This window comes from Pseudomonas sp. MHK4 (genome assembly GCF_054600775.1).
Genome location: NZ_BAAIAK010000008.1, coordinates 102,245 through 124,070, shown reverse-complemented (window position 1 = coordinate 124,070; position 21,826 = coordinate 102,245). Strand labels below are relative to the sequence as shown.

Annotated in this window: 23 protein-coding genes; 12 read left to right on the top strand and 11 right to left on the bottom strand. The window is 59.2% G+C overall.

What is annotated here, in order from left to right:
• Positions 1 to 5: 5 nt before the first annotated feature.
• From ACYP2Q_RS20460 to ACYP2Q_RS20450, 3 genes are all read right to left on the bottom strand, one after another.
• Complete coding sequence (locus ACYP2Q_RS20460) at positions 6 to 860, bottom strand: shikimate dehydrogenase (protein WP_459732197.1); 855 nt, start codon at positions 858 to 860, stop codon at positions 6 to 8.
• A gap of 5 nt (positions 861 to 865) precedes the next feature.
• Complete coding sequence (gene aroQ / locus ACYP2Q_RS20455) at positions 866 to 1,306, bottom strand: type II 3-dehydroquinate dehydratase (protein ID WP_459732195.1); 441 nt, start codon at positions 1,304 to 1,306, stop codon at positions 866 to 868.
• A 137-nt stretch (positions 1,307 to 1,443) separates the two neighbouring features.
• Positions 1,444 to 2,355 (bottom strand): LysR family transcriptional regulator, encoded by a 912-nt coding sequence (locus ACYP2Q_RS20450; RefSeq protein WP_459732194.1) that lies wholly within the window; start codon positions 2,353 to 2,355, stop codon positions 1,444 to 1,446.
• A 253-nt stretch (positions 2,356 to 2,608) separates the two neighbouring features.
• Here ACYP2Q_RS20450 and ACYP2Q_RS20445 point away from each other — a divergent pair, with 253 nt between their 5' ends.
• A complete protein-coding gene (locus tag ACYP2Q_RS20445; RefSeq protein WP_459732193.1) occupies positions 2,609 to 3,037 on the top strand; it encodes a DUF4160 domain-containing protein in 429 nt (142 codons plus the stop codon).
• Positions 3,034 to 3,480: a DUF2442 domain-containing protein gene (locus ACYP2Q_RS20440; RefSeq protein WP_459732192.1), complete on the top strand. Its 447-nt coding sequence runs from the start codon at positions 3,034 to 3,036 to the stop codon at positions 3,478 to 3,480. Before ACYP2Q_RS20445 ends, ACYP2Q_RS20440 begins: the two co-directional genes overlap by 4 nt.
• Before the next feature lie 54 nt (positions 3,481 to 3,534).
• On the opposite strand, the gene trmA is transcribed toward ACYP2Q_RS20440, so the two are convergent.
• The gene (gene trmA / locus ACYP2Q_RS20435; RefSeq protein WP_459732191.1) at positions 3,535 to 4,614 is read right to left on the bottom strand and encodes a tRNA (uridine(54)-C5)-methyltransferase TrmA; all 1,080 of its coding nucleotides are present in this window, start codon (positions 4,612 to 4,614) and stop codon (positions 3,535 to 3,537) included.
• Positions 4,611 to 5,906, bottom strand: coding sequence for an NCS2 family permease (locus ACYP2Q_RS20430; protein WP_338583209.1), 1,296 nt, complete (start codon positions 5,904 to 5,906; stop codon positions 4,611 to 4,613). The genes trmA and ACYP2Q_RS20430 overlap by 4 nt, the downstream gene beginning before the upstream one ends.
• A gap of 221 nt (positions 5,907 to 6,127) precedes the next feature.
• On the opposite strand from ACYP2Q_RS20430, the gene ACYP2Q_RS20425 reads away from it, so the two are divergent.
• Together ACYP2Q_RS20425 and ACYP2Q_RS20420 are read left to right on the top strand one after the other, a co-directional pair.
• Complete coding sequence (locus ACYP2Q_RS20425; protein WP_459732312.1) at positions 6,128 to 6,577, top strand: DUF4879 domain-containing protein; 450 nt, start codon at positions 6,128 to 6,130, stop codon at positions 6,575 to 6,577.
• A 67-nt stretch (positions 6,578 to 6,644) separates the two neighbouring features.
• Entirely contained in the window at positions 6,645 to 7,196 is a 552-nt protein-coding gene (locus tag ACYP2Q_RS20420; protein WP_459732190.1) for a DJ-1 family glyoxalase III, read from the top strand.
• Between the two features lie 4 nt (positions 7,197 to 7,200).
• On the opposite strand, the gene ACYP2Q_RS20415 is transcribed toward ACYP2Q_RS20420, so the two are convergent.
• A complete protein-coding gene (locus ACYP2Q_RS20415; RefSeq protein WP_459732189.1) occupies positions 7,201 to 8,439 on the bottom strand; it encodes an MFS transporter in 1,239 nt (412 codons plus the stop codon).
• 401 nt (positions 8,440 to 8,840) lie between these two features.
• Between ACYP2Q_RS20415 and ACYP2Q_RS20410 the strand changes: the two genes are divergently transcribed.
• Genes ACYP2Q_RS20410 through ACYP2Q_RS20400 form a run of 3 tightly spaced genes read left to right on the top strand, consistent with a single transcriptional unit; the run spans position 8,841 to position 11,516 of the window.
• A complete protein-coding gene (locus tag ACYP2Q_RS20410; protein ID WP_459732188.1) occupies positions 8,841 to 10,277 on the top strand; it encodes a cytochrome ubiquinol oxidase subunit I in 1,437 nt (478 codons plus the stop codon).
• A 3-nt stretch (positions 10,278 to 10,280) separates the two neighbouring features.
• Positions 10,281 to 11,288 carry a cytochrome d ubiquinol oxidase subunit II gene (gene cydB / locus ACYP2Q_RS20405; RefSeq protein WP_459732187.1) on the top strand — a complete coding sequence of 336 codons (1,008 nt, stop codon included), beginning with the start codon at positions 10,281 to 10,283 and terminating at the stop codon, positions 11,286 to 11,288.
• A gap of 60 nt (positions 11,289 to 11,348) precedes the next feature.
• Positions 11,349 to 11,516 carry a DUF2474 domain-containing protein gene (locus ACYP2Q_RS20400; protein ID WP_323608308.1) on the top strand — a complete coding sequence of 56 codons (168 nt, stop codon included), beginning with the start codon at positions 11,349 to 11,351 and terminating at the stop codon, positions 11,514 to 11,516.
• 49 nt (positions 11,517 to 11,565) lie between these two features.
• Here the strand turns inward: ACYP2Q_RS20400 and ACYP2Q_RS20395 are convergent, their stop codons facing one another.
• Both ACYP2Q_RS20395 and ACYP2Q_RS20390 read right to left on the bottom strand, forming a co-directional pair.
• Entirely contained in the window at positions 11,566 to 12,690 is a 1,125-nt protein-coding gene (locus tag ACYP2Q_RS20395; RefSeq protein WP_459732186.1) for a methyltransferase, read from the bottom strand.
• Positions 12,691 to 12,855: 165 nt separating this feature from the next.
• Entirely contained in the window at positions 12,856 to 13,587 is a 732-nt protein-coding gene (locus ACYP2Q_RS20390) for a helix-turn-helix transcriptional regulator (protein WP_459732185.1), read from the bottom strand.
• Between the two features lie 343 nt (positions 13,588 to 13,930).
• On the opposite strand from ACYP2Q_RS20390, the gene ACYP2Q_RS20385 reads away from it, so the two are divergent.
• Positions 13,931 to 14,707: a ferredoxin--NADP reductase gene (locus tag ACYP2Q_RS20385; protein WP_459732184.1), complete on the top strand. Its 777-nt coding sequence runs from the start codon at positions 13,931 to 13,933 to the stop codon at positions 14,705 to 14,707.
• A 32-nt stretch (positions 14,708 to 14,739) separates the two neighbouring features.
• Here the strand turns inward: ACYP2Q_RS20385 and mscL are convergent, their stop codons facing one another.
• Entirely contained in the window at positions 14,740 to 15,153 is a 414-nt protein-coding gene (gene mscL, locus ACYP2Q_RS20380; RefSeq protein ID WP_459732183.1) for a large-conductance mechanosensitive channel protein MscL, read from the bottom strand.
• 580 nt (positions 15,154 to 15,733) lie between these two features.
• On the opposite strand from mscL, the gene radA reads away from it, so the two are divergent.
• Positions 15,734 to 17,101 carry a DNA repair protein RadA gene (gene radA / locus ACYP2Q_RS20375; protein WP_459732182.1) on the top strand — a complete coding sequence of 456 codons (1,368 nt, stop codon included), beginning with the start codon at positions 15,734 to 15,736 and terminating at the stop codon, positions 17,099 to 17,101.
• A gap of 121 nt (positions 17,102 to 17,222) precedes the next feature.
• Here radA and ACYP2Q_RS20370 read toward each other — a convergent pair whose 3' ends face one another.
• A complete protein-coding gene (locus ACYP2Q_RS20370) occupies positions 17,223 to 17,591 on the bottom strand; it encodes a PilZ domain-containing protein (RefSeq protein ID WP_459732180.1) in 369 nt (122 codons plus the stop codon).
• A 161-nt stretch (positions 17,592 to 17,752) separates the two neighbouring features.
• Here ACYP2Q_RS20370 and ACYP2Q_RS20365 point away from each other — a divergent pair, with 161 nt between their 5' ends.
• The 3 genes from ACYP2Q_RS20365 to yjiA all read left to right on the top strand — a co-directional run bounded on the left by ACYP2Q_RS20365 (position 17,753) and on the right by yjiA (position 21,126).
• Entirely contained in the window at positions 17,753 to 19,819 is a 2,067-nt protein-coding gene (locus ACYP2Q_RS20365; RefSeq protein ID WP_459732179.1) for a carbon starvation CstA family protein, read from the top strand.
• A gap of 15 nt (positions 19,820 to 19,834) precedes the next feature.
• The gene (locus ACYP2Q_RS20360) at positions 19,835 to 20,032 is read left to right on the top strand and encodes a YbdD/YjiX family protein (protein ID WP_459732178.1); all 198 of its coding nucleotides are present in this window, start codon (positions 19,835 to 19,837) and stop codon (positions 20,030 to 20,032) included.
• 122 nt (positions 20,033 to 20,154) lie between these two features.
• Positions 20,155 to 21,126 (top strand): GTPase, encoded by a 972-nt coding sequence (gene yjiA / locus ACYP2Q_RS20355; protein WP_459732176.1) that lies wholly within the window; start codon positions 20,155 to 20,157, stop codon positions 21,124 to 21,126.
• Here yjiA and ACYP2Q_RS20350 read toward each other — a convergent pair.
• Positions 21,123 to 21,812 (bottom strand): GntR family transcriptional regulator, encoded by a 690-nt coding sequence (locus tag ACYP2Q_RS20350; protein ID WP_459732175.1) that lies wholly within the window; start codon positions 21,810 to 21,812, stop codon positions 21,123 to 21,125. The genes yjiA and ACYP2Q_RS20350 overlap by 4 nt on opposite strands.
• Between the last annotated feature and the right edge of the window lie 14 nt (positions 21,813 to 21,826).

The following is a 21,826-nucleotide window of genomic DNA, read 5'->3' as shown; positions in this document are numbered from 1 at the left end:
TTGTATCAACCGTTCATGCTTTGGAAATGCTCAAGCATTCGCTTGGCATCCGGCACCACGCCGCTGAACAATTCAAACGCCTTCACCGCCTGGAACACCGCCATGTTACCGCCATCCAGCGTCCGGCAGCCCAGCGCGCGGGCGTTGCGCAGCAGTTCGGTTTCCAGCGGAAAATAAACAATCTCCGCCACCCACAATTCAGCCCGAAGCAACTCGACCGGAACCGGCATGCCTGGCAGTTTCTTCATGCCCATGGGCGTGGTGTTGACCAGGCCATCGGCCTCGGCCAGGGTCAGTGCCAGATCATGGCCGGCCACCGCGCGGTTACTGCCGAAATGCTGATTGAGGTTGTCCGCCAGGCTCTGGGCGCGGCTGATTTCCACGTCGAAAATGCTCAGTTGCCGCACGCCTTCGCTCAACAGCGCGTGGGCCACCGCCGCACCAGCGCCACCGGCGCCCATTTGTACGACGCGCTCTACGGCAACGCCCTGCAAGCCACGCCGAAAACCCTCGGCAAACCCCAGGCAATCGGTGTTGTGGCCGATGCGTTTGCCGTCCTTCAGCACCACAGTGTTCACCGCGCCAATACCCCGGGCTTCGGGCGACAGTTCGTCGAGCAGCGGGATGATCGCCTGCTTGCACGGAAAGGTGATGTTCAGGCCGGTGAAGTTCATTCGTTCGGCGGCCAGCAGCAACTCGGGCAGGGCGTTGCTGTCGAGTTGCAGCTGATCGAGATCAATCAGGCGATACAGATAACGCAAATCCTGGGCATCGCCTTCGTGCTCGTGCAGGGCAGGGGTGCGGGAAGCCTGGATGCCGGCGCCGATCAGGCCGGCCAATACCGTCTTGGTCTTGTTCATCACGCTCACCCCTTCAGACGTTGGCTGAAATGTTCCAGTGCCAGGCGATAGCCATGGCTGCCGAAGCCGGCCATTACCGCAGTGGCAATGCCCGAGACGAAGGAGTGGTGCCGGAATTGCTCTCGGGCATGGACGTTGGACAGGTGCACTTCGATCACCGGCAGTTCGCTGGCAACCAGCGCATCGCGGATCGCCACCGAGGTGTGCGTCCAGGCGGCCGGGTTGATCACGATCCCGGCACAACGGCCGCGGGCGGCATGAATCCAGTCGAGCAGTTCGCCTTCATGGTTGGTCTGGCGAAACTCCACCGCCAGGCCGAACTCTTCGGCGGCACGGCCGCACATGGCGGAAATATCAGCCAGGGTTTCGTGGCCGTAAGTCGCCGGTTCACGGGTGCCAAGCAGGTTCAGATTCGGGCCGTTGAGCACCAGAATGATAGGGGACATCAAGGTTTCTCCACTTATTATTTTTGGCGTTGGCCGAGGTTTCGGCCTGTGGAGATAAAATGTACCAGATGGTTAATTTGGTCAATTGGACCGCCCGTATACGGTCCTTTTGTGTGCGGTGATCGGACGGTTTCGATTCAGCGTGGCAACTGCTCCACCAGGAAGTCGATAAACGCGCGCAATCGCAGGGGCATGTGGCGGCTTTGCGGGTAGAGAAGGGTAAACGGCCTTGATCGTCCCCCATAAGGCTTGAGTACTTCCACCAGCGAGCCATCGGCCAGTTCCTTCTCGACGATGAATCGATAGGTCTGAAACAACCCCGCACCATGTTTCGCCAAGGTCACGCCACCCAATACATCGTCGGAGCAACTGAAGTTGCCCTCGGCGAGAATTTCGCGCTGCACTCCACCGTCATTGAACAGCCAGGCAATGCGCCGGCCGCTGCTGGGCAGTTCGTATTGAATGCATTCATGCTGTTGCAGGTCGTCGAGGGTTTGCGGCATGCCGGCTCGCTTGAGATATTCAGGGCTGGCAATCATCACCAGCGCGGCATCTTCCAGCTGCCGGGCGATCAGCCCAGAGTCCGGAATGGCGCGCACACGAATCGCCATGTCATAACCTTCGCCGACGAAATCGATGTTGCGGTTACTGATATGCGACTCGACCTTCACCGCCGGAAAACGCGCGCGAAAGGCCGGCAGCAACGGCAGGATGCGGTGGTGGGCATAAGTGGTCGGGATACTGATGCGCAGGGTGCCTGAAGGTGCCTGTTGCTGGCCCATGACCTCGCGCTGGGCTTCGACCAGTTGCGCCAATGCCTGGCGGCATTCTTCGTAGTAGCGCCGACCGCTGTCGGTCAGCTTGACGCTGCGGGTGGTGCGCGCAAACAGCCGCACGCCCAGGCGTTCTTCCATGCGCGACACCGAACGGCTCACCGCGGCCGGCGTGACCCCGGCCACCAGCGCGGCGGCGGTGAAGCTGCCGGCTTCGGCAGCCAGGCAAAACAGCTCGATGCTGCCCAGTTGAAGATCGTCGAATTGTCGCTGCATGATTGATTACACCGAGGATCAAATGAAGTCTGTGAATCAGTATTTATCAAATGCCCGCACGCAGATACAGGCAGGCGTATTTAACGGTTGTGTGAAAGCAATGCTTACGATTTTGCCGGGACCTCCATCAGCCCAAGGCCCCGCTGAGCGCTAGTCTCAGAGGCGTGCTGACGATTGAGTGCCCGGCACCGGTCGTCAGCTTTTCCTGTAAATGACGAATCTTTCGACTCAATAACCTAACGGATGGGTTAGCATGAAAGTATGCAGCTACAAAGGGCTCTCGGTGGTGATCATGCTGCGTGATGAGCATTGCCCTCCTCACGCACATGTGGAAGCTGGTGCGTGGAGTGCGCGTTTCAGATTCAGCTTTTGGCACAACGGTGTCGAACTCTGGGATGTGGTTCCACTCTCGCGCCGGCCACCGATCGCAGTACTTGAGGGATTGCGCCAATCGCTCAAGCTGCCTGCCCATTTGCTGCGTGCCCGTCGCCTCTGGTGGCGAAAACTGCAAACGGCCTGTCTTGATAATCAATTGTGGGATTGGCAAACCAGTGAGGTCGTTGTGGTGAAAAGGATTGTCAGTACCACCAACATGATTGGTTCGGCTTGTTATGAGCCGCAAACGAACAGGACGCGGTTGTTCCTGATAGGTGCACAGGAATGTGTGGAGATCGAGTTATGAAAACGGTAAAAGCCAAGGTCCAGATAGATCGGCCGGTGACAGAGGCCCGTCTTGATCGAGCGATTGAACGCGGCAAGGCACGCCGAAGCAATGGGTTGCAGGCGACGTCGGTAACCTTTCAGGCTCCGTGTCTGGCGGTCAGCTTCGAAGACGGCAGCGGAGTGTTGCTGCCCGTTGGAAATTACTCTGAGTTCGATGGATTCGAGATCGAAGATTTTGCCGGTTTCGAAGTAGGTTTCACCGGTACCGCGCTCTGCCACGAAGGCAAGGACCTGCAGATCTCCATCGCCGGAATGATCTCGGTCAGCGAGCCGTTGATGGCGATGGCAGCGTCGGTGATAGCTTCGCGCAACGGACGGCAGAGCAGCGCCGCCAAGGCCGAGGCGGCAAGGGCCAACGGCAGGAAAGGCGGACGCCCACGCAAGGTCGATGTCGTGCTTTGAACAGGCACAAAAAAGCCGTCGCGATGACGGCTGATTTGTTTGTGGCCTGCGCAATCACCGGCGGGTCAACAACACCCCGGATTCCATGTGATGCGTCCACGGGAACTGGTCGAACATCGCGCATCGGGTGATGCGGTGGGTGTCGTGCAACTGGGCGATGTTGGCCGCCAGGGTTTGCGGGTTGCAGGAAATGTAGAGGATGTTGTCGAAGCGTCGGGTCAACTCGCAGGTGTCCGGGTCCATGCCGGCGCGAGGCGGGTCGACGAAGACGCTGCCGAATTCGTAGCTTTTCAGGTCGATGCCATGCAGGCGGCGGAACGGGCGCACTTCGTTCAAGGCTTCGGTAAGCTCTTCGGCGGACAAACGCACCAGCGTGACGTTATCCACAGCGTTTTCGCTGAGGTTGCTCAACGCCGCGTTGACCGAGGTCTTGCTGATTTCGGTGGCCAGCACCTTGCGCACGCGTGTCGCGAGCGGCAGGGTGAAGTTGCCGTTGCCGCAGTACAACTCCAGCAAATCGTCAGGGCGATCACCGAGGGCGTCGTACGCCCAGTTGAGCATCTTCTGGTTCACGGTGCCGTTGGGCTGGGTGAACGCGCCTTCCGGTTGGCGGTAGCTGAAGGTCCGGCCGCCGACGTCCAGTCGCTCGACCACGTAATCGTGACCGATGACTTCGCGCTTGCCCTTGGAGCGCCCGATGATGCTGACATTCAGATCAGCCGCCAGTTTGCTGGCTGCCGCATGCCAATGCTCGTCCAGCGGGCGGTGATAACACAGGGTGATCATCGCGTCGCCGGCCAGGGTCGTAAGGAACTCGACCTGGAACAGCTTGTGGCTCAGGGGCGCACTGGCTTGCCAGGCGGCCTTGAGCTGCGGCATCAACTGATTGATGCGCTGGCTGGCGATCGGGAACTCTTCGATCAGGATCGGCGTGCGTTTGTCTTCCTGGGAAAACATCGCGTAGTGGCGCTCGCCGGCCTCGCGCCACAGGCGGAATTCGGCACGCAGGCGAAAGTTCTGCAGCGGCGAGTCGAAGACCATCGGCTCGGGTGCGTCGAACGGGGCCAGCAGGTCACGCAGGCGCGTGACCTTGTCTTCGAGCTGGACGGTGTAGGCCTGGGAATCAAAAGTCATGCGTTGAACCAACCGAGCTTGATCACGAACAGAATCGACAGGATCACCAGCGCCGGGTTCAGTTCACGGCCACGACCGGACATCAGCTTGATGGCGGTCCAGGCAATGAAACCGAAGGCGATGCCATTGGCGATGGAATAAGTGAACGGCATGGCCAGCGCGGTGATGACGACCGGCGCGGCGACGGTGATGTCGTCCCAGTCTATTTCGGCCAGGCCGGATGTCATCAACACGGCGACGAACAGCAGCGCCGGTGCGGTGGCGAAGGCTGGAACACTGGCGGCCAGCGGCGAGAAGAACAGCGCCAGCAGGAACAGGATCGCCACGACGACAGCGGTCAGGCCGGTGCGGCCGCCCGCACTCACGCCAGCGGCGGATTCGATGTAGCTGGTAGTGGTCGAGGTGCCCAGCAGGGAGCCGGCCATCGCAGCGGTACTGTCGGCGATCAGCGCGCGGCCCATTTTCGGCATGTGGCCGTCCTTGCCCATCAAGCCGGCGCGCTTGGCGACGCCGATCAGGGTGCCGGAGTTGTCGAACAGGTCGACGAACAGGAAAGCGAAGATCACGCTGACCAGGCCGATGTCCAGTGCGCCCTTGATGTCCAGTTGCAGGAAGGTCGGGGCCAGCGACGGCGGCATCGACATCACGCCGCCGAACGGAGTGAAGCCCATGACGATGGAAATGATGGTCACCACCAGGATGCCGATCAGCACTGCACCACGCACGGCGAGGGCTTCGAGGGCGACGATCAGGGCAAAACCGAGGGTGGCGAGGATCGGTGCCGGTTGCTTGAGGTCACCGAGGCCGACCATGGTCGCCGGGTTGCTGACCACGATACCGGCGTTGTGCAGGGCGATCAGCGCCAGGAACAGGCCGATACCGGCGGCAATGGCCGAGCGCAGCGGCAGCGGAATACTGTTGATGATCCATTCCCGGATACGGAAGATCGACAACAGGAAGAAACACACCGCCGAGATGAACACCGCACCCAGCGCCACCTGCCAGGTATGGCCCATGTGCAGGACCACGGTGTAGGTGAAGAAGGCGTTCAGGCCCATGCCCGGCGCCAGTGCGATCGGGTAGTTGGCGATCAGGCCCATGACCGTGGAGCCAATGGCTGCTGCCAGACAGGTGGCGACGAACACCGCACCCTTGTCCATGCCGGTCTCGCCGAGGATGCTCGGGTTGACGAACAGAATGTAGGCCATGGCCAAGAAAGTCGTGACGCCCGCCAGAATCTCGGTCCGCACGTTGGTGTTGTGTGCCTTGAGTTGAAACAGCCTTTCCAGCATGTCTGCTCCCCGTGGCGCGCCCGGCGCCGTGAATGTATCGACCTCAACAGCAAAGCACAGACCGCTGAACGCGCCTGGGAAATTACTGTGGGCCGGAAAAAGCCGCGCATCATACCAGCAGCGTGGGGTTATGGCTGCTTATGGCGGTGATCGTCGTCGATGTTTTGCGTTCAGTCCAAACCAGCCATACTGCGCGTTGGTTTTTTTGGGGTGGCAAATGGATGAAAAAGCGTCTGACGATCATGTCCGCTGCCTTGATGGCGTTGTCGCTGGCGACACAATCCGCGTCGGCGGCATCGGCACCGCGGTTGACCCAGGTAAAAGTGCTCAAGGTCGAGTCGCCAGGCTGTGGTTTTGAGACGATTGACGAAGGACAGACGCAGACCCGCTGCAATCACGCAGGTCCCAACATCAGGATCTATGTGCTGGAACTGGGCTACGGTCGCAGCCAGCCCCATGTCGCGTTGGATGGCTTCGAAGTGGATGGCACCCGCACGCCGGTTTGTGCATATGACAACGGCAACCTGACCGACTGCTCGCAAAGGACCAAGGTCGTCGGCAACCTGTACATTTTCAATCTGGCGGGTAAGCAGGAGGGCACGTTCACCTTCAGCAATACCTCGATCAACGCGCCGGGCAACACGCTGTCAACCCAGCTTTACATCAAGTAACGACAGGGCTCGAACAGGTGTCAGGAAAGCTGACTACGCTTTAAGAACCATCCCCTGGATTGTTCCCATGACCTTTCGAGCCTTGATTACCCTCGCCGAGGGCGCCGATGACCTGCAGACCGTCACCTTGATCGATGTATTGCGCCGCGCCAAGGTCGAGGTAGTGGTCGCCAGCATCGAGGGGCGGCGCATGCTCACCTGTGCCCGAGGCACGCGCTTGACCTGCGATGCGATGCTGGTCGATCTGCTGGCCCAGCCATTCGATCTGATCGTCCTGCCTGGCGGTGCCACAGGGGCGCAACATCTGAGCGCTCATCAACCCCTGCAACAACTCGTCAAGGACCAGGCAGCAGCGGGTCGCCTGTTCGCCGGCATTGCCGAAGCCCCCGCAATAGCCCTGCAAACCTTCGGGGTGCTGCGCCAGCGGCGCATGACGTGCCTGCCCTCGGCTAGCCATCAACTGTCGGGCTGCAACTTCGTCGATCAGCCGGTGGTGGTCGACGGCAATTGCATCACCGCCCAAGGCTCCGGTGGCGCTTTGGAATTTGCCCTGACCCTGGTGGAACAACTGTGCGGCAAAGTCACGCGGACGGCGGTGGCGGGGGAGTTGATGATTTAGAAACTCAGACCTTCGCCTCTTCCACCGGCACATGCATCCGGTCGCGGTTGGCCAGGGTCGGGAAGAGTTTGATCCAGGTCCCTGTCACCACCAGCGTGCCGATACCGCCCATGACGACTGCCGGCACGGTGCCGAACCAGTGGGCGGTCAGGCCGGATTCGAATTCACCCAGTTGGTTCGAAGCGCCAATGAACAGACCGTTCACGGCGCTCACTCGGCCGCGCATTTCGTCCGGGGTTTCCAGTTGTACGAACGAGGCGCGGATTACCATGCTGATCATGTCGGCTGCGCCCAGGACCACCAGCACGGCCAACGAAAACCAGAACGAGGTCGACAGGCCGAAGGCGATCGTCGCCACGCCGAACACGCCCACAGCGGTGAACATCACCCGTCCGACATTGCGTTCCACGGCAAACCGCGCCAGGAACAGCGACATCAGCAGCGCACCCACCGCCGGTGCCGAACGCAGCAGGCCCAGCCCCCACGGGCCAGTCAACAGAATGTCCTTGGCGAACACCGGCAGCAACGCCGTCGCCCCCCCCAGCAGGACAGCGAACAGGTCAAGGGAAATAGCCCCGAGAATGTCCGGGCGACTGCGGATGAAGCGGATGCCCGCCAGAAGTGAATCCAGAGTGGCCTTGCCCTTGTTCAGAGGCGTTTGCCGGGCGGGCAGGTTCAGCATCAGCGCGCAGGCGATGATGTACAGGATCACCGTCGGGCCATACACCCAGACGCTGCCGAATGCGTAGAGCAAACCGCCGAGGGCCGGGGCAACAATCGTCGCTGATTGCTGGGCCGATTGCGCGGCGGCCACGGCCCGGGGAAACAGCGCGCTGGGCACGATGCTCGGCAGCAAGGCCTGAGTGGTCGGCATTTCAAAGGACCGCGCGGCGCCAAGCAGAAACGCGAGGATGAAGATCATTTCCCGGGTGACATGATCGGTCGCGCTACCGATGGCCAGCGACAAGGCTATCAGCGCTTGCAGCGACTGGCAGATGGCCGCGACCTTGCGCCGATCGTAACGATCGGCGACATGCCCGGTGTGCAGCATGAACAATACGCGCGGCGCGAACTCCACGAGCCCGACCAGGCCCAGGTCGAGCACGTTGCCGGTCAGTTGATAGAGGTTCCAGCCGATGGCCACGGTGAGCATCTGAAAACCGCTGGCGGTGAAGACCCGGGCCAGCCAGAAGGCGATGAAAGGGCGATGGTGACGTAACAGCAAGGGCTCTTGGCTGGACATTTGAAGGCAAGTCTGGAGAGGGAAAGGGCGAGATTATCACCAACCTGTAACAGGAAGTTGCGACCCGAGGAAATTTCGTTAGCCAAGCATCGATTCCACTGACTGTTTGGCCAACTGCCTTCCGGTACTTCATTTCAACCTGTGACTGAAGCCGTGAGGCAACTTGTCACGCGGCAAAAGACCACGCGGGTCATCCCCGCAAATGGGACTACTCTTTCATCGTTGATTGATCCAGATCAAAACCGACAAAAGGAATTGATCCGGCGGCCGTGAGGCCAGACTCCCTGCGTTGTGATGCGTACAAAAAAAGAACAAACAGAGATTCGCCACACTCCATATCCGTGGGGGCCGTGGGTGCAGGCTTCGAGCCCGCAGCCGTACTACCTGACAGAGGAAGACTTATGTTCGGTTTAGAGGCACTTGATCTCGCCCGAATTCAGTTCGCGTTCACTATCTCGTTCCACATCCTGTTTCCAGCCATCACCATCGGCCTGGCGAGTTACCTGGCGGTACTCGAAGGCTTGTGGCTGAAAACCCATAACGACACCTACCGAGACCTCTACCATTTCTGGTCGAAGATCTTTGCCGTCAACTTCGGCATGGGCGTGGTCTCCGGGTTGGTCATGGCCTATCAGTTCGGCACCAACTGGAGTCGCTTCTCGGACTTCGCCGGCTCGGTGACCGGTCCGTTGCTGACCTATGAAGTGCTCACGGCCTTCTTTCTCGAAGCCGGTTTCCTCGGCGTCATGCTGTTCGGCTGGAACAAGGTCGGGCGCGGCCTGCACTTCTTCGCCACGGTCATGGTCGCCATTGGCACGCTGATCTCGACCTTCTGGATCCTCGCCTCCAACAGCTGGATGCAGACGCCCCAGGGGTTTGAAATCATAAACGGCCAGGTCATTCCCACCGACTGGCTGGCGGTGATCTTCAACCCGTCGTTCCCGTACCGCCTGATGCACATGGCGACGGCGGCGTTTGTCGCCACGGCGTTCTTTGTTGGCTCCTCGGCGGCCTGGCATTTGCTGCGCGGCAAGGACAACCCGGCGATCCGTAAAATGCTGTCGATGGCGATGTGGATGGCCTTGATCGTTGCGCCGATCCAGGCGGTCATCGGCGACTTCCATGGCCTCAATACGCTGGAACATCAGCCTGCCAAAATCGCCGCGATCGAAGGCCATTGGGAAAACAAAGGCGACGAGGCGACTCCGTTGATCCTGTTCGGCTGGCCGGACATGAAAGAAGAGAAAACCAAATTCGCCGTCGAGATACCGTACCTGGGCAGCCTGATCCTGACTCACTCGCTGGATAAGCAGGTGCCGGCGCTCAAGGAATTCCCACCCGAGGACCGACCGAATTCGACCATCGTGTTCTGGTCGTTCCGGATCATGGTCGGCCTCGGCTTCCTGATGATCTTCACCGGTTTGTGGAGCCTTTGGCTGCGCAAGCGCGACAAGTTGTATTCCTCGCGGCCTTTCCTCTACCTGGCGTTGTGGATGGGGCCGTCCGGGCTGATTGCGATCCTCGCCGGCTGGTTCACCACTGAGATCGGTCGCCAGCCTTGGGTGGTCTACGGCCTGATGCGCACGGCGGATGCGTCCTCCAACCATAGCTTCATGCAGATGAGCATCACGTTGGTCCTGTTCGTGGTGGTGTATTTCGCGCTGTTCGGTGCAGGTCTCGGCTACATGATGCGCCTGGTGCGCAAAGGGCCGAAGATCGACGAAGGCAAGGAAACCAACGAAGGCGGTCCCGGCCAGAAACGCACACCGGCGCGTCCGTTGTCCGCCGCCGACGACGAGCACACCGATGACGACCACATCGTGACCAAGGAGATTTGAATCATGGGTATTGATCTTCCGCTGATCTGGGCCGTGATCATCATCTTCGGCATCATGATGTACGTGGTCATGGACGGCTTCGACCTCGGTATCGGCATTCTCTTTCCGTTCATTCCCGGCAAGACCGACCGCGACGTGATGATGAACACCGTGGCCCCGGTCTGGGACGGCAACGAGACCTGGCTGGTCCTGGGTGGTGCGGCGTTGTTCGGAGCTTTCCCGCTGGCCTATTCGGTGGTGCTCTCGGCCTTGTATCTACCGCTGATCTTCATGCTGATCGGGCTGATTTTCCGCGGTGTGGCGTTCGAGTTTCGCTTCAAGGCCAAGGACGACAAGCGCCATTTGTGGGACAAGGCATTCATCGGTGGTTCGATCGCCGCAACGTTCTTCCAGGGCGTAGCGCTGGGGGCGTTCATCGATGGCCTGCCGGTGGTCGATCGGCAGTTTGCCGGCGGCTCGCTGGATTGGCTGACCCCCTTCACCCTGTTCTGCGGCGCGGCGCTCGTAGTGGCGTATGCGTTACTCGGTTGCACGTGGCTGATCATGAAGACTGAAGGCAAGTTGCAGGAGCAGATGCACGATCTGGCGCGACCCTTGGCGTTCGTGTTGTTGGCAGTGATAGGTGTCGTCAGTATCTGGACGCCTCTGGCCCACGCCGAGATCGCCGCCCGCTGGTTCACCTTGCCGAACCTGTTCTGGTTCCTGCCGGTGCCGATCCTGGTGTTGGTGACGCTCTATGGCCTGATCCGTGCGGTGGCCCGCAACGCGCACTACACGCCATTTTTGCTGACACTGGTGCTGATCTTTCTCGGGTACAGCGGTCTGGGGATCAGCCTGTGGCCGAATATCGTGCCACCGTCGATCTCGATCTGGGACGCCGCGGCACCACCGCAAAGCCAAGGCTTCATGCTGGTGGGCACGCTGTTCATTATCCCGTTCATCCTGGGTTATACCTTCTGGAGCTACTACGTGTTCCGCGGCAAGGTCACCCACGAGGATGGTTATCACTAGGCCCCTGCTCGCGATGGCGCCAGCGCAGGCGCCATCCGACCTTTATTGGAGAAATGTGCCATGCCCGGCAAACATTCCCTGCACGACATTGAGCAAGCCGAAAAAAAACCGCTGTGGCAGCGGCTCGGCTGGTTGGCCTTGATCTGGGCGGGCAGCGTCGGTGCGCTGTTCATTGTGGCCAGCCTGATGCGCATGTTCATGAACGCCGCAGGCCTGACTACTCACTGAAAGACCTATGGCGAAAAAAAACCCTCCAGCTGGAGGGTTTTTTTGCGCGTTACTTGCGCGCCTTGAGGATTACGAATTTCGGGGTGGCAGCCACCTGCTCGACCCCGCGAAACAAACGCGCCAACTTGCTGTGATAGCCCAGATGACGGTTGCCGACGATGTACAGCGCACCACCCACCACCAGCGCCTCCCGGGCTTGCTGGAACATTCGCCAGGCGAGAAAGTCGCCGACCACCTGTTGCTGGTGGAACGGTGGATTGCACAGCACCACATCCAGCGACTGGGGTTCCTGCCCGGCCAAGCCATCGTCCGCCCGCACGATCACCTCGCGCTCACCCAGCGTGGCGCGCCAGTTTTCGGCGGCCGATCGCACCGCCATGAACGACTCATCTACGAGCGTGTAGCGGGCTTCGGGGTTTTGCAGGGCGCTGGCGATGGCCAGCACGCCGTTACCGCAACCGAGATCGGCGACCCTTGCGTTGCCGAGGTTCTTCGGCAGGTGCGGCAAGAAGGCTCGCGTGCCGATGTCCAGGCCTTCACGGCAGAACACGTTGGCGTGATTGAGCAGTTCGATTGCAGGATCATCCAGTCGATAGCGGCTCGGGTAGGGAGACTCGACGGCGGCTTTGGCTTGAGCCGTGGCGATCAACAGCCGGGCTTTTTTTACCGCCAACGAGGCCTGTACCGGACCGATATAGCGCTCCAGCAGATCGCCGGCCGCGCGCGGCAGGTGTTTGACCATTGCCCCGGCAATCACCTGGGCGCCGGGAGTCAATTGCCCTTGCAGGCGGATCAGTTGTTCTTCCAGCAGTGCCAGGGTCTTCGGCACCCGGATCAGCACCCGGTCGAACGGCCCCGAAAAGGATTCACTGGCCGGTACGTGGGGTACGGCGTCAAACGCCAAGCCATTACGGGCCAGATTCTTTTCCAGTCCCTGCAAGGCCAGGAACGAATCGCCACTGCTGGTCACATTGACCTTGCCTGCCAGGCTGACGGCCAATGCGCCAAAACTGTCGTTCAGCACCAGCACCCTCGTGTTCGCCGTGGGCAGCTGTTCAGCCAGGTGATTGAGCAGGTACTCATCTGCGGCGTCAAAAGCTTGCAGTGGTTCGTTCTGCTGTTCTGGCTGGCGAATCAGGTCGAGCTGGGCGAACGGGGTTTCGAGCAAGGGCATCGGGCAGGTGGCTCTGATAGGTAGGCGAAGATGTTCCGCGGCCCTGAGGCGTTGTTGCGGGCGGGACCGTCCGAGTGAACTGCGGCATGGTGTTTTGCACGTCATCACTCAAGAGGGATGCAAATGGTACGATTTTTTCTTTTGGATTACTCGCAGGTTTTGTGATCAGCGCAGTGCGTCGCTGCCGAGATATCCGGCCTTGACCGCGGCAATGACGGCCGAAATCTTGTTGTTGACGCCGAGTTTCTCAATCGCACTCTGCACATGGAAATTGATGGTGCGTGCACTGAGATTGAGAATCCTGGCACTCTCGTAGGCGGTCTTGCCATCGGCTGCGAGCTTCAGTACGTCGATTTCCCGCAGCGACAAATGCGCGTTAGCCAATTTTGGCGCGTGTTTTGGGAGTGATCGTGCGGCCAGTGCGTGCAAGTGCTGTCCCATGAAGATGGAAAAGCCGAGATTTTCGTAAAGCTCAAAGGCATTGATCGGACAATGACTCCTGGCCAGGCTCAGGATGCTGCACAGGCCGTTTTCATCGTCATGCACCGATTGCGACCAACCGTGCTGAAAACCCTGCATTCCAAGCGCCTCCCACATCGAGGGGACCTTGCAAAAGAGCTCTTCACTCCAGAGAACGGGCAGTACGGTTTGATGGCAGTGCGCCACTATTGGGTCGATGTCCCTGAACTTTTTTTGTTCATATTCGGTGTTCCAGCTTGCAGGATAATTGTTAAGTTTCAGTGTATTTAATTGCTCTAACCTGGTTTTGTAAGTGATTGAAAATTCGCAAAATTTATATCCGATATTTTTTGCGAAACGCAGCGCTACCTGATAGGCAGTGTCGATTTCCTTTGCGCTGGCTAACTGGCTGAGTTGTAACTCCTTCCACCTTTCCATCTTTGAGCTCCAGGTTTTTATTGGCTCGTGAGCGTGGATCCAATGTTTATTACACGCGCAATTGTAGGATATTTCATACGCAGCTGTGAGAATTTTTTGTTTTGTTTGAGTTTCAAAATCAGCTTTACGGTTCTAGTGTGATTGAGTTCAAAAGAAGTAATTGCATGTCGATGTTAATGTGAATAAATGTGTTGCTGTTTTATTAGCTGGCTAGTTAAAAACATGTAAGGTTGTAGGGAATGTTATGCATTCGATAATGTTTCGCTAAAAACACTACAAATCGCCGGTGTTTATGGGGACGGCTTTGCGAGACACTGCGGTCATGTGTTGAAGGGAGCGCCCCATGACCGCCAGTGAAGAGAAATTTACCCGCCAGACCTTGCTCGACGTCCAGCCGTTGACGCCGAACCTGTTCACCCTGCGCACCACGCGGGACGCAGGTTTTCGTTTTCGCGCAGGGCAGTTCGCCCGATTGGGCGTGATCAAGGCGGACGGCAATACGGTGTGGCGCGCCTATTCCATGGCGTCTTCACCCTACGACGAGTTTCTCGAGTTCTTTTCCATCGTCGTTCCCGGCGGCGAATTCACCAGCGAACTCTGCCGGCTGGGCGTGGGCGACACGCTGCTGGTCGATCGGCAGGCGTTTGGTTACCTGACACTCGACCGCTTCGTCGACGGCCGTGATTTGTGGCTATTGTCCACCGGCACAGGTCTGGCGCCATTCCTATCGATCCTGCAGGGCTTCGAGGTGTGGGAAAAATTCGAGCGAATCATCCTGGTGTATAGCGTCCGGGAGTCCAGGGAACTGGCTTATCAGGCGCTGATCGCCGGATTGGCGCAGCGCGACTATTTGCGGGAGTTCGGCCACAAGTTGCAGCTCATCAACACCGTGACTCGCGAGCGGCACCCGGGCGCGCTGAACGGGCGGATCACTACCTTGATTGAAAACGGCGAGCTGGAACGCGCGGCCGGCGTGGCGCTGACGCCTGAACATTCACGAGTGATGCTGTGCGGAAACCCGCAGATGATTGATGACACGCGTAAAATGCTCAAGCAGCGCGACATGCACCTGAGCCTCAGCCGGCGACCCGGTCAGGTGGCGGTGGAGAATTTCTGGTAGAAAAAAACGACGCCGTGAAGGCGCCGTTTGATTCAGGGTCGATTGTTCTGGGCCTTGAGCAAGTCGCGAATCTCACCGAGCAACTCTTCTTCCTTGGTTGGAACCGGCGGTAGTTTAGGAGCAACGGCTTCTTCGCGCTTGAGGCGGTTGATGGCCTTGACGCCCATGAAAATCGCGAAAGCAACGATGACGAAGTCAATCAGGGTCTGGATGAATTTACCGTACGCCAGGACGACTGCCGGGACATCGCCCTGCGCGGCCTTGAGCGTAATGGCCAGGTCACTGAAGTCCACCCCACCGATCAGCAAACCGATAGGGGGCATGATCACATCGCCGACAAACGACGTCACGATCTTGCCGAAAGCAGCGCCGATGATGATACCGACGGCCATGTCGATCACATTGCCTTTGACGGCGAAGGCCTTGAACTCGCTTATCACGCCCATAGGTCATTTCCTTGTTACAGATGAGGTTGGTGAACGCAGTGTAAATCAGCAAATCGCATCCTGCTCGAAGCGACTGCATGCGGGGTCCGCCTGCAATCGACTGAGCTTGCGGTAAAAAGTTTAAAAAATGGCACTTATGAAGGCGAAATCATGCCTCCTTGCGCTTGGGGTTTCGTGAGTGACAGGCGAGAAAGTCGCCAGGGTTTTACTCAGTGATTTGAGCGTTGCAACGTTGTCCTCATTTGTAGGTCGGGGCGTTAATTTGATGATTGAATTCAGCCGGCAGGTGTCTGTATTGGTATGGCTATTTCACGCGCTATTGTTGTACGGCTGAGAGGTATGTAATCAATGCTTGTACAAGTTTTTTTCTGTTATTGTTTGGGGTGGGTGCTTGGGTGGGTTGTACGTAAATAAGATACTTGTACTTTTGATTTGATCTTGCGTGTTTATGTTTTGTGTTTAGTTCTGTAGAGCAAGTTTAGAAGTATTCAGCTGTAATTGTTCGTGTGAGACTGCCAGGCATCAATCGCGACGTACCGGTACGGCTGAGCTATCATCGCGGTTTTTGCCGGGAGTTCCGATGGCCAAGGCCAAGCGCATGTACGGCTGCACCGAGTGCGGCTCAACCTTTCCCAAGTGGGCCGGACAATGTGGCGAGTGCGGCGCCTGGAACACACTCACGGAAACCATGGTGGAAAGCGGCGGGGCAGCGGCCCCTAGCGGTCGCACGGGCTGGGCTGGCCAGCAGGCGCAAATCAAGACCCTGGCTGAAGTCAGTGTCGAGGAGGTGCCGCGTTTCTCCACCGCTTCCGGTGAGCTTGACCGGGTGCTGGGTGGCGGCCTGGTGGACGGCTCTGTGGTGCTGATCGGCGGTGATCCCGGCATCGGCAAATCCACCATTTTGCTGCAAACCCTGTGCAATCTCGCCAAGAGCATGCCGGCGCTGTATGTCACGGGTGAAGAGTCGCAGCAGCAGGTGGCCATGCGCGCCCGACGCCTGGGGCTGCCACAGGATCAGCTGCGGGTCATGACTGAAACCTGCATTGAAACCATCATTGCCACTGCCCGGTTGGAAAAACCCCGGGTCATGGTGATCGACTCGATCCAGACGATTTTCACCGAGCAACTGCAATCGGCGCCGGGTGGTGTGTCTCAGGTTCGCGAAAGCGCGGCGCTGTTGGTGCGTTATGCCAAGCAGAGTGGCACCGCGATTTTCCTTGTGGGCCACGTGACCAAGGAAGGCGCCCTGGCGGGGCCCCGAGTGCTGGAGCATATGGTCGACACCGTGCTGTATTTCGAAGGCGAATCAGACGGGCGCTTGCGCCTGTTGCGAGCGGTAAAAAATCGTTTCGGCGCGGTTAACGAATTGGGCGTGTTCGGCATGACCGACAAAGGCCTGAAAGAAGTCTCCAATCCTTCGGCTATTTTCCTGACCCGTGCCCAGGAAGAAGTCCCGGGCAGCGTGGTCATGGCGACATGGGAGGGCACACGGCCAATGTTGGTGGAAGTCCAGGCGTTGGTCGATGACAGTCACCTGGCCAATCCGCGCCGGGTAACCCTGGGCCTGGATCAGAACCGCCTGGCGATGCTGTTGGCCGTCTTGCACCGGCACGGCGGCATTCCCACCCACGATCAGGATGTGTTTCTCAACGTGGTCGGCGGGGTGAAGGTACTGGAAACGGCATCCGACCTGGCCTTGATGGCCGCCGTCATGTCCAGTTTGCGTAACCGGCCGCTGCCCCATGACCTGCTGGTGTTCGGTGAGGTCGGCCTGTCCGGCGAAGTGCGCCCGGTGCCAAGTGGTCAGGAGCGCTTGAAGGAAGCTGCCAAGCACGGCTTCAAGCGGGCGATCGTGCCCAAGGGCAATGCGCCGAAAGAGCCGCCGCCGGGGTTGCAGATCATCGCGGTCACTCGTCTGGAGCAGGCCCTCGACGCTCTCTTCGAATAACACCAATCCCCTCTAGGAGCGAGCTTGCTCGCGATGGACGTTAACGATGACGCGAGCTGCCTGAGCGAGCGCGTAATCCGGACGTTTTTCGCGAGCAAGCTCGCTCCTACAGGGGGGGGATTCAGATTTCGATGAGAGCACCCAGTTCCCGCTCAAGCTCCTGCGGATCCCCCAGGTTGAACTCAATCAATCGGCGCAGGCGTTCAATCGACTCCAGGCTGATGTGCCGGCACTCGAAGCCGAGTTGTCCATGGTCTTGATGGGTCAACTGCACATCCATCTCGATATCGACGTCTTCGCTCAGATGAATGTCGACAAAAAAATCCTGCTGCGGATCGCCCAGCCAGGGTTCCGGTCGCTTGATCAGCAAGCCCTTGAGCGACAGGTCGATCAGTTTTACCGGCCAGATGAACGCCCCCTGGCCCAGCTCGGTTCTGGCATCGAACGCAATACGTTTGAAGCGGCGACGTTCGGCAGGGTGCTCGGTCATGGCACGATCCTCGGAAATGTAACGCTGACTATAGACCTGCATCGCTAAAGGCGGCCAGCGCCGCCAGGTGTCTAGACCAATGTTGGGGTATGGCCTTTGCTGTCAGGCGAGCTAAACTCGATGTTGCTGTCTTTCTTGTCCACTCTGGCTGGAATAATAAAATGAAAAATAATAATAGCCCGCTACGCCACTTACCCTGGCTGCTGCTGGCAATCGTTGGGGCGTGCGCCCTGGGCGTCGTGGCACTGCGCCGAGGTGAAGCGATCAACGCTTTGTGGATCGTGGTCGCCGCCGTGGCCATCTATCTGGTTGCGTATCGTTACTACAGTCTGTTCATCGCCAATAGTGTCATGCAACTCGATGCGCGACGGGCTACCCCCGCAGTGCTCAACAATGACGGTCTGGATTATGTCCCGACCAACAAGCATATCCTCTTCGGTCACCACTTCGCGGCCATCGCCGGCGCGGGGCCGCTGGTCGGGCCGGTGCTGGCGGCGCAGATGGGCTACCTGCCCGGCACGCTCTGGCTGATCGCCGGCGTGGTGCTGGCCGGTGCCGTGCAGGACTTCATGGTCCTGTTCATGTCCACCCGCCGCAACGGCCGTTCGCTGGGCGACATGGTCCGCGAAGAGATGGGCCGCATCCCAGGCACCATCGCGCTGTTCGGCTGCTTCCTGATCATGATCATCATCCTCGCGGTGCTGGCGCTGATCGTGGTCAAGGCCTTGGCCGAGAGCCCGTGGGGGATCTTCACGGTGATGGCGACCATCCCGATCGCGATGTTCATGGGCATCTACATGCGCTACATCCGTCCGGGTCGTATCGGTGAAATCTCCGTGGTCGGCGTGTTGCTGCTGCTGGGGTCGATCTGGCTGGGTGGGCAGATTGCCGCTGATCCGGTGTGGGCCAAGGCTTTCACCTTCAATGGCGTTCAGATTACGTGGATGCTGGTCGGTTACGGTTTCGTGGCCGCCTCGTTACCGGTCTGGCTGATCCTGGCGCCGCGTGACTACCTGTCGACTTTCCTGAAAATTGGCACCATCGTGGCCCTGGCAATCGGCATCCTGATCACCATGCCCGAGCTGAAAATGCCGGCGCTGACCCAGTTTGTCGACGGCACTGGCCCGGTATGGAAGGGCGGTCTGTTCCCGTTCCTGTTCATCACCATCGCCTGCGGCGCGGTTTCGGGTTTCCACGCGCTGATCTCGTCCGGCACCACGCCGAAACTGCTGGATAACGAGGTCAACTCACGTTACATCGGTTACGGCGCCATGCTGATGGAATCCTTCGTGGCCATCATGGCCATGGTCGCCGCGTCGGTGATCGAACCAGGTGTGTATTTCGCCATGAACAGCCCCGCCGCTGTCGTTGGCGGTGACGTGGTGGCTGTGGCACAAACCGTCAGCAGCTGGGGCTTTGCAATCACCCCGGAAGCGCTGCAGGCAGTCGCCCACGACATCGGTGAAACCACCATCCTGGCCCGTGCGGGCGGTGCGCCGACCCTGGCGGTCGGTATCGCGCAGATCCTGCACAGTGTGCTGCCGGGCGAAAACACCATGGCGTTCTGGTATCACTTCGCGATCCTGTTCGAAGCGCTGTTCATCCTGACCGCGGTGGACGCCGGTACCCGTGCCGGGCGTTTCATGCTGCAGGACTTGCTCGGCTCCTTCGTGCCGGCGCTTAAACGCACCGAGTCCTGGGCCGCCAACCTGATCGCCACCGCCGGCTGCGTGGCCATGTGGGGCTGGTTGCTGTATCAGGGCGTGATCGATCCGCTGGGTGGCATCAATACCCTGTGGCCATTGTTCGGCATCTCCAACCAGATGCTGGCGGGTATCGCGCTGATGCTCGGCACCGTGGTGCTGATCAAGATGAAACGCCAGCGTTATGTCTGGGTCACCATGCTGCCTGCGGTGTGGTTGTTGATTTGCACCACCACCGCCGGCTTCATCAAGTTGTTCGACGCCAATCCGGCGATCGGCTTCCTGTCGCTGGCGAAAAAATACAGCGATGCCCTGGCCAACGGCCAGATCCTCGCCCCGGCCAAGGACATCACTCAAATGCAGCACGTGATCTTCAACGCCTACACCAACGCCACGCTGACCGCGCTGTTCCTGTTCGTGGTATTCAGCATCCTGTTCTACGCACTCAAGGTCGGTATTTCTGCCTGGGGTACGAAAGAGCGCACGGACAAGGAGGCGCCGTTCCAGGCGCTGCCGGATGCGTAACCAGAGGATTGCAGCATGTTCAATGACCTGAGTCGCCTCGGTAAATACCTCGGTCAGGCCGCGCGCCTGATGGTCGGCATGCCCGACTACGACAACTACGTCCAGCATATGCAAACAAAGCACCCGGACAAACCGGTGATGAGCTACGAGATGTTCTTTCGGGAACGTCAGGAAGCTCGTTACGGTGGCAAGGGTGGGCCGAAGTGTTGTTAAACTGACATCAGGTTGACGCAACCCCTGTAGGAGCCCGGCTTGCCGGCGATGGCGATCTTTCGGACGCCATCGCCGGCAAGCCGGGCTCCTACATTTTTATCAGAGCATGGCTGATTTACGATTTGTTCACTCCAATCCCGGTCACGATTCTCAGCGGCTTCCTCGGCGCCGGCAAAACCACGCTGTTGCGCCACCTGCTCAAAGCCGAACATGGCCTGAAGATCGCCGTGATCGAAAATGAATTCAGCGACGCCGGCATCGACACTCAACTGTTGGGTGACGAACCGGTACAAGTCATGACGCTGTCCAACGGCTGCGTCTGTTGCACCATTCATACCGACCTGACCAAGGCCCTGTATCTGCTGCTAGAGCGCCTCGACAGCGGCGAGATCGCCTTCGACCGCCTGGTGATCGAATGCACGGGCCTCGCCGACCCGGCTCCGGTGGCCCAAACCTTCTTCATCGACGAGGAGTTGCGTGAGCGCTATATCCTCGACGGCATCATCACCTTGGTGGACGCGGCACACGCCGAACAGCACCTGACCCAAACCATCGCCCAGGCGCAGATCGGCTTCGCCGACCGGCTGCTGGTGAGCAAGCGTGATCTGGTGGACGAACCTGCATTCACCGCGTTGAGCGCGCGCCTGACCCGGATCAATCGCCGTGCACCGATCCGCGTGGTCGACCACGGCAAGATTGACCTGGCCGAACTGCTCGACGTGCGTGGTTTCAATCTCAACGCCGATCTGGGCGGCGGCGTGAGTTTGCGCCCTGTGAGCCAGGCGCCGTCCGTTGACCGCATCTCCAGCCTGGTGCTGCGTACCGATAAGCCGCTGGATATCGATAAGCTCAGCGAGTTCATGAACGAATTGCTGGAAGACCACGGCAAGCAATTGCTGCGCTACAAGGGCGTGTTGAACATCCTCGGCGAGCCGCGTCGCATGGTGTTTCAGGGGGTGCTGAAGCTTTACGGTTTCGACTGGGATACCGAGTGGGCGGCCGATGAAACCCGTGAAAGCGTGATCGTGTTCATTGCCGATGATTTGCCGGAAGAAAAGATTCGCCAGGGGTTCGCTCGAGTGGCAGCGAGCTAACCGGCGATACGCTTGCGGCTGGATAGCGGTTGAGCGTCCAGCAATACCGCTTCCAAATGATCCAGATGCCGGTTCAGTAATGTCACTGCCGTCGCGGCATCCATAAGCGTCAGCGCATCCACTATTTTCTCGTGCACCTGCCAAGCGCAAAAGTCCTCTACGCACACATCAAACTGCGCAATCGCCAACGAGATCAGTGGCACCAGGCTACCGAGAAAATGCGCTAACGGTGCGTTGCCCGCCATTTCTGCCAACTGTAGGTGAAACTCTCCTGGCAGACGAATTGCCCGGCCACGCCCGGTGCATTGGCGCTCGCTATCGACCAGCGCGCTCAAGCGCTTCAAGGCTTGCGTGCAGGGGCGCTGGCACGCCATCTTCACTAGCATGATTTCGGTCAGTCGCCGCGCATGCAGCGTTTGCCGAACTTGATCGACACAGAGCGCCGCTACGCGGGGACGATGATTGACCCGCAGAACAATGATCTGTTGATGGGACAGTCGCGTCAGCACATCACGCATGTCACCGCGCCTTGCACCGAACATCTGCGCCAGGCTTTCTTCGGTAAAGCGACTGGCCTCATGAATGCGCTGTTCAAGAATGGTATCGAGGACCCGTGAATACAGATCATCCACCGCCGGTGGAAAGGGCAGGGTGGTAAGCGTTTGCGGTGAAACGAAGCTGTTCATGGCCAGTCTCCAGT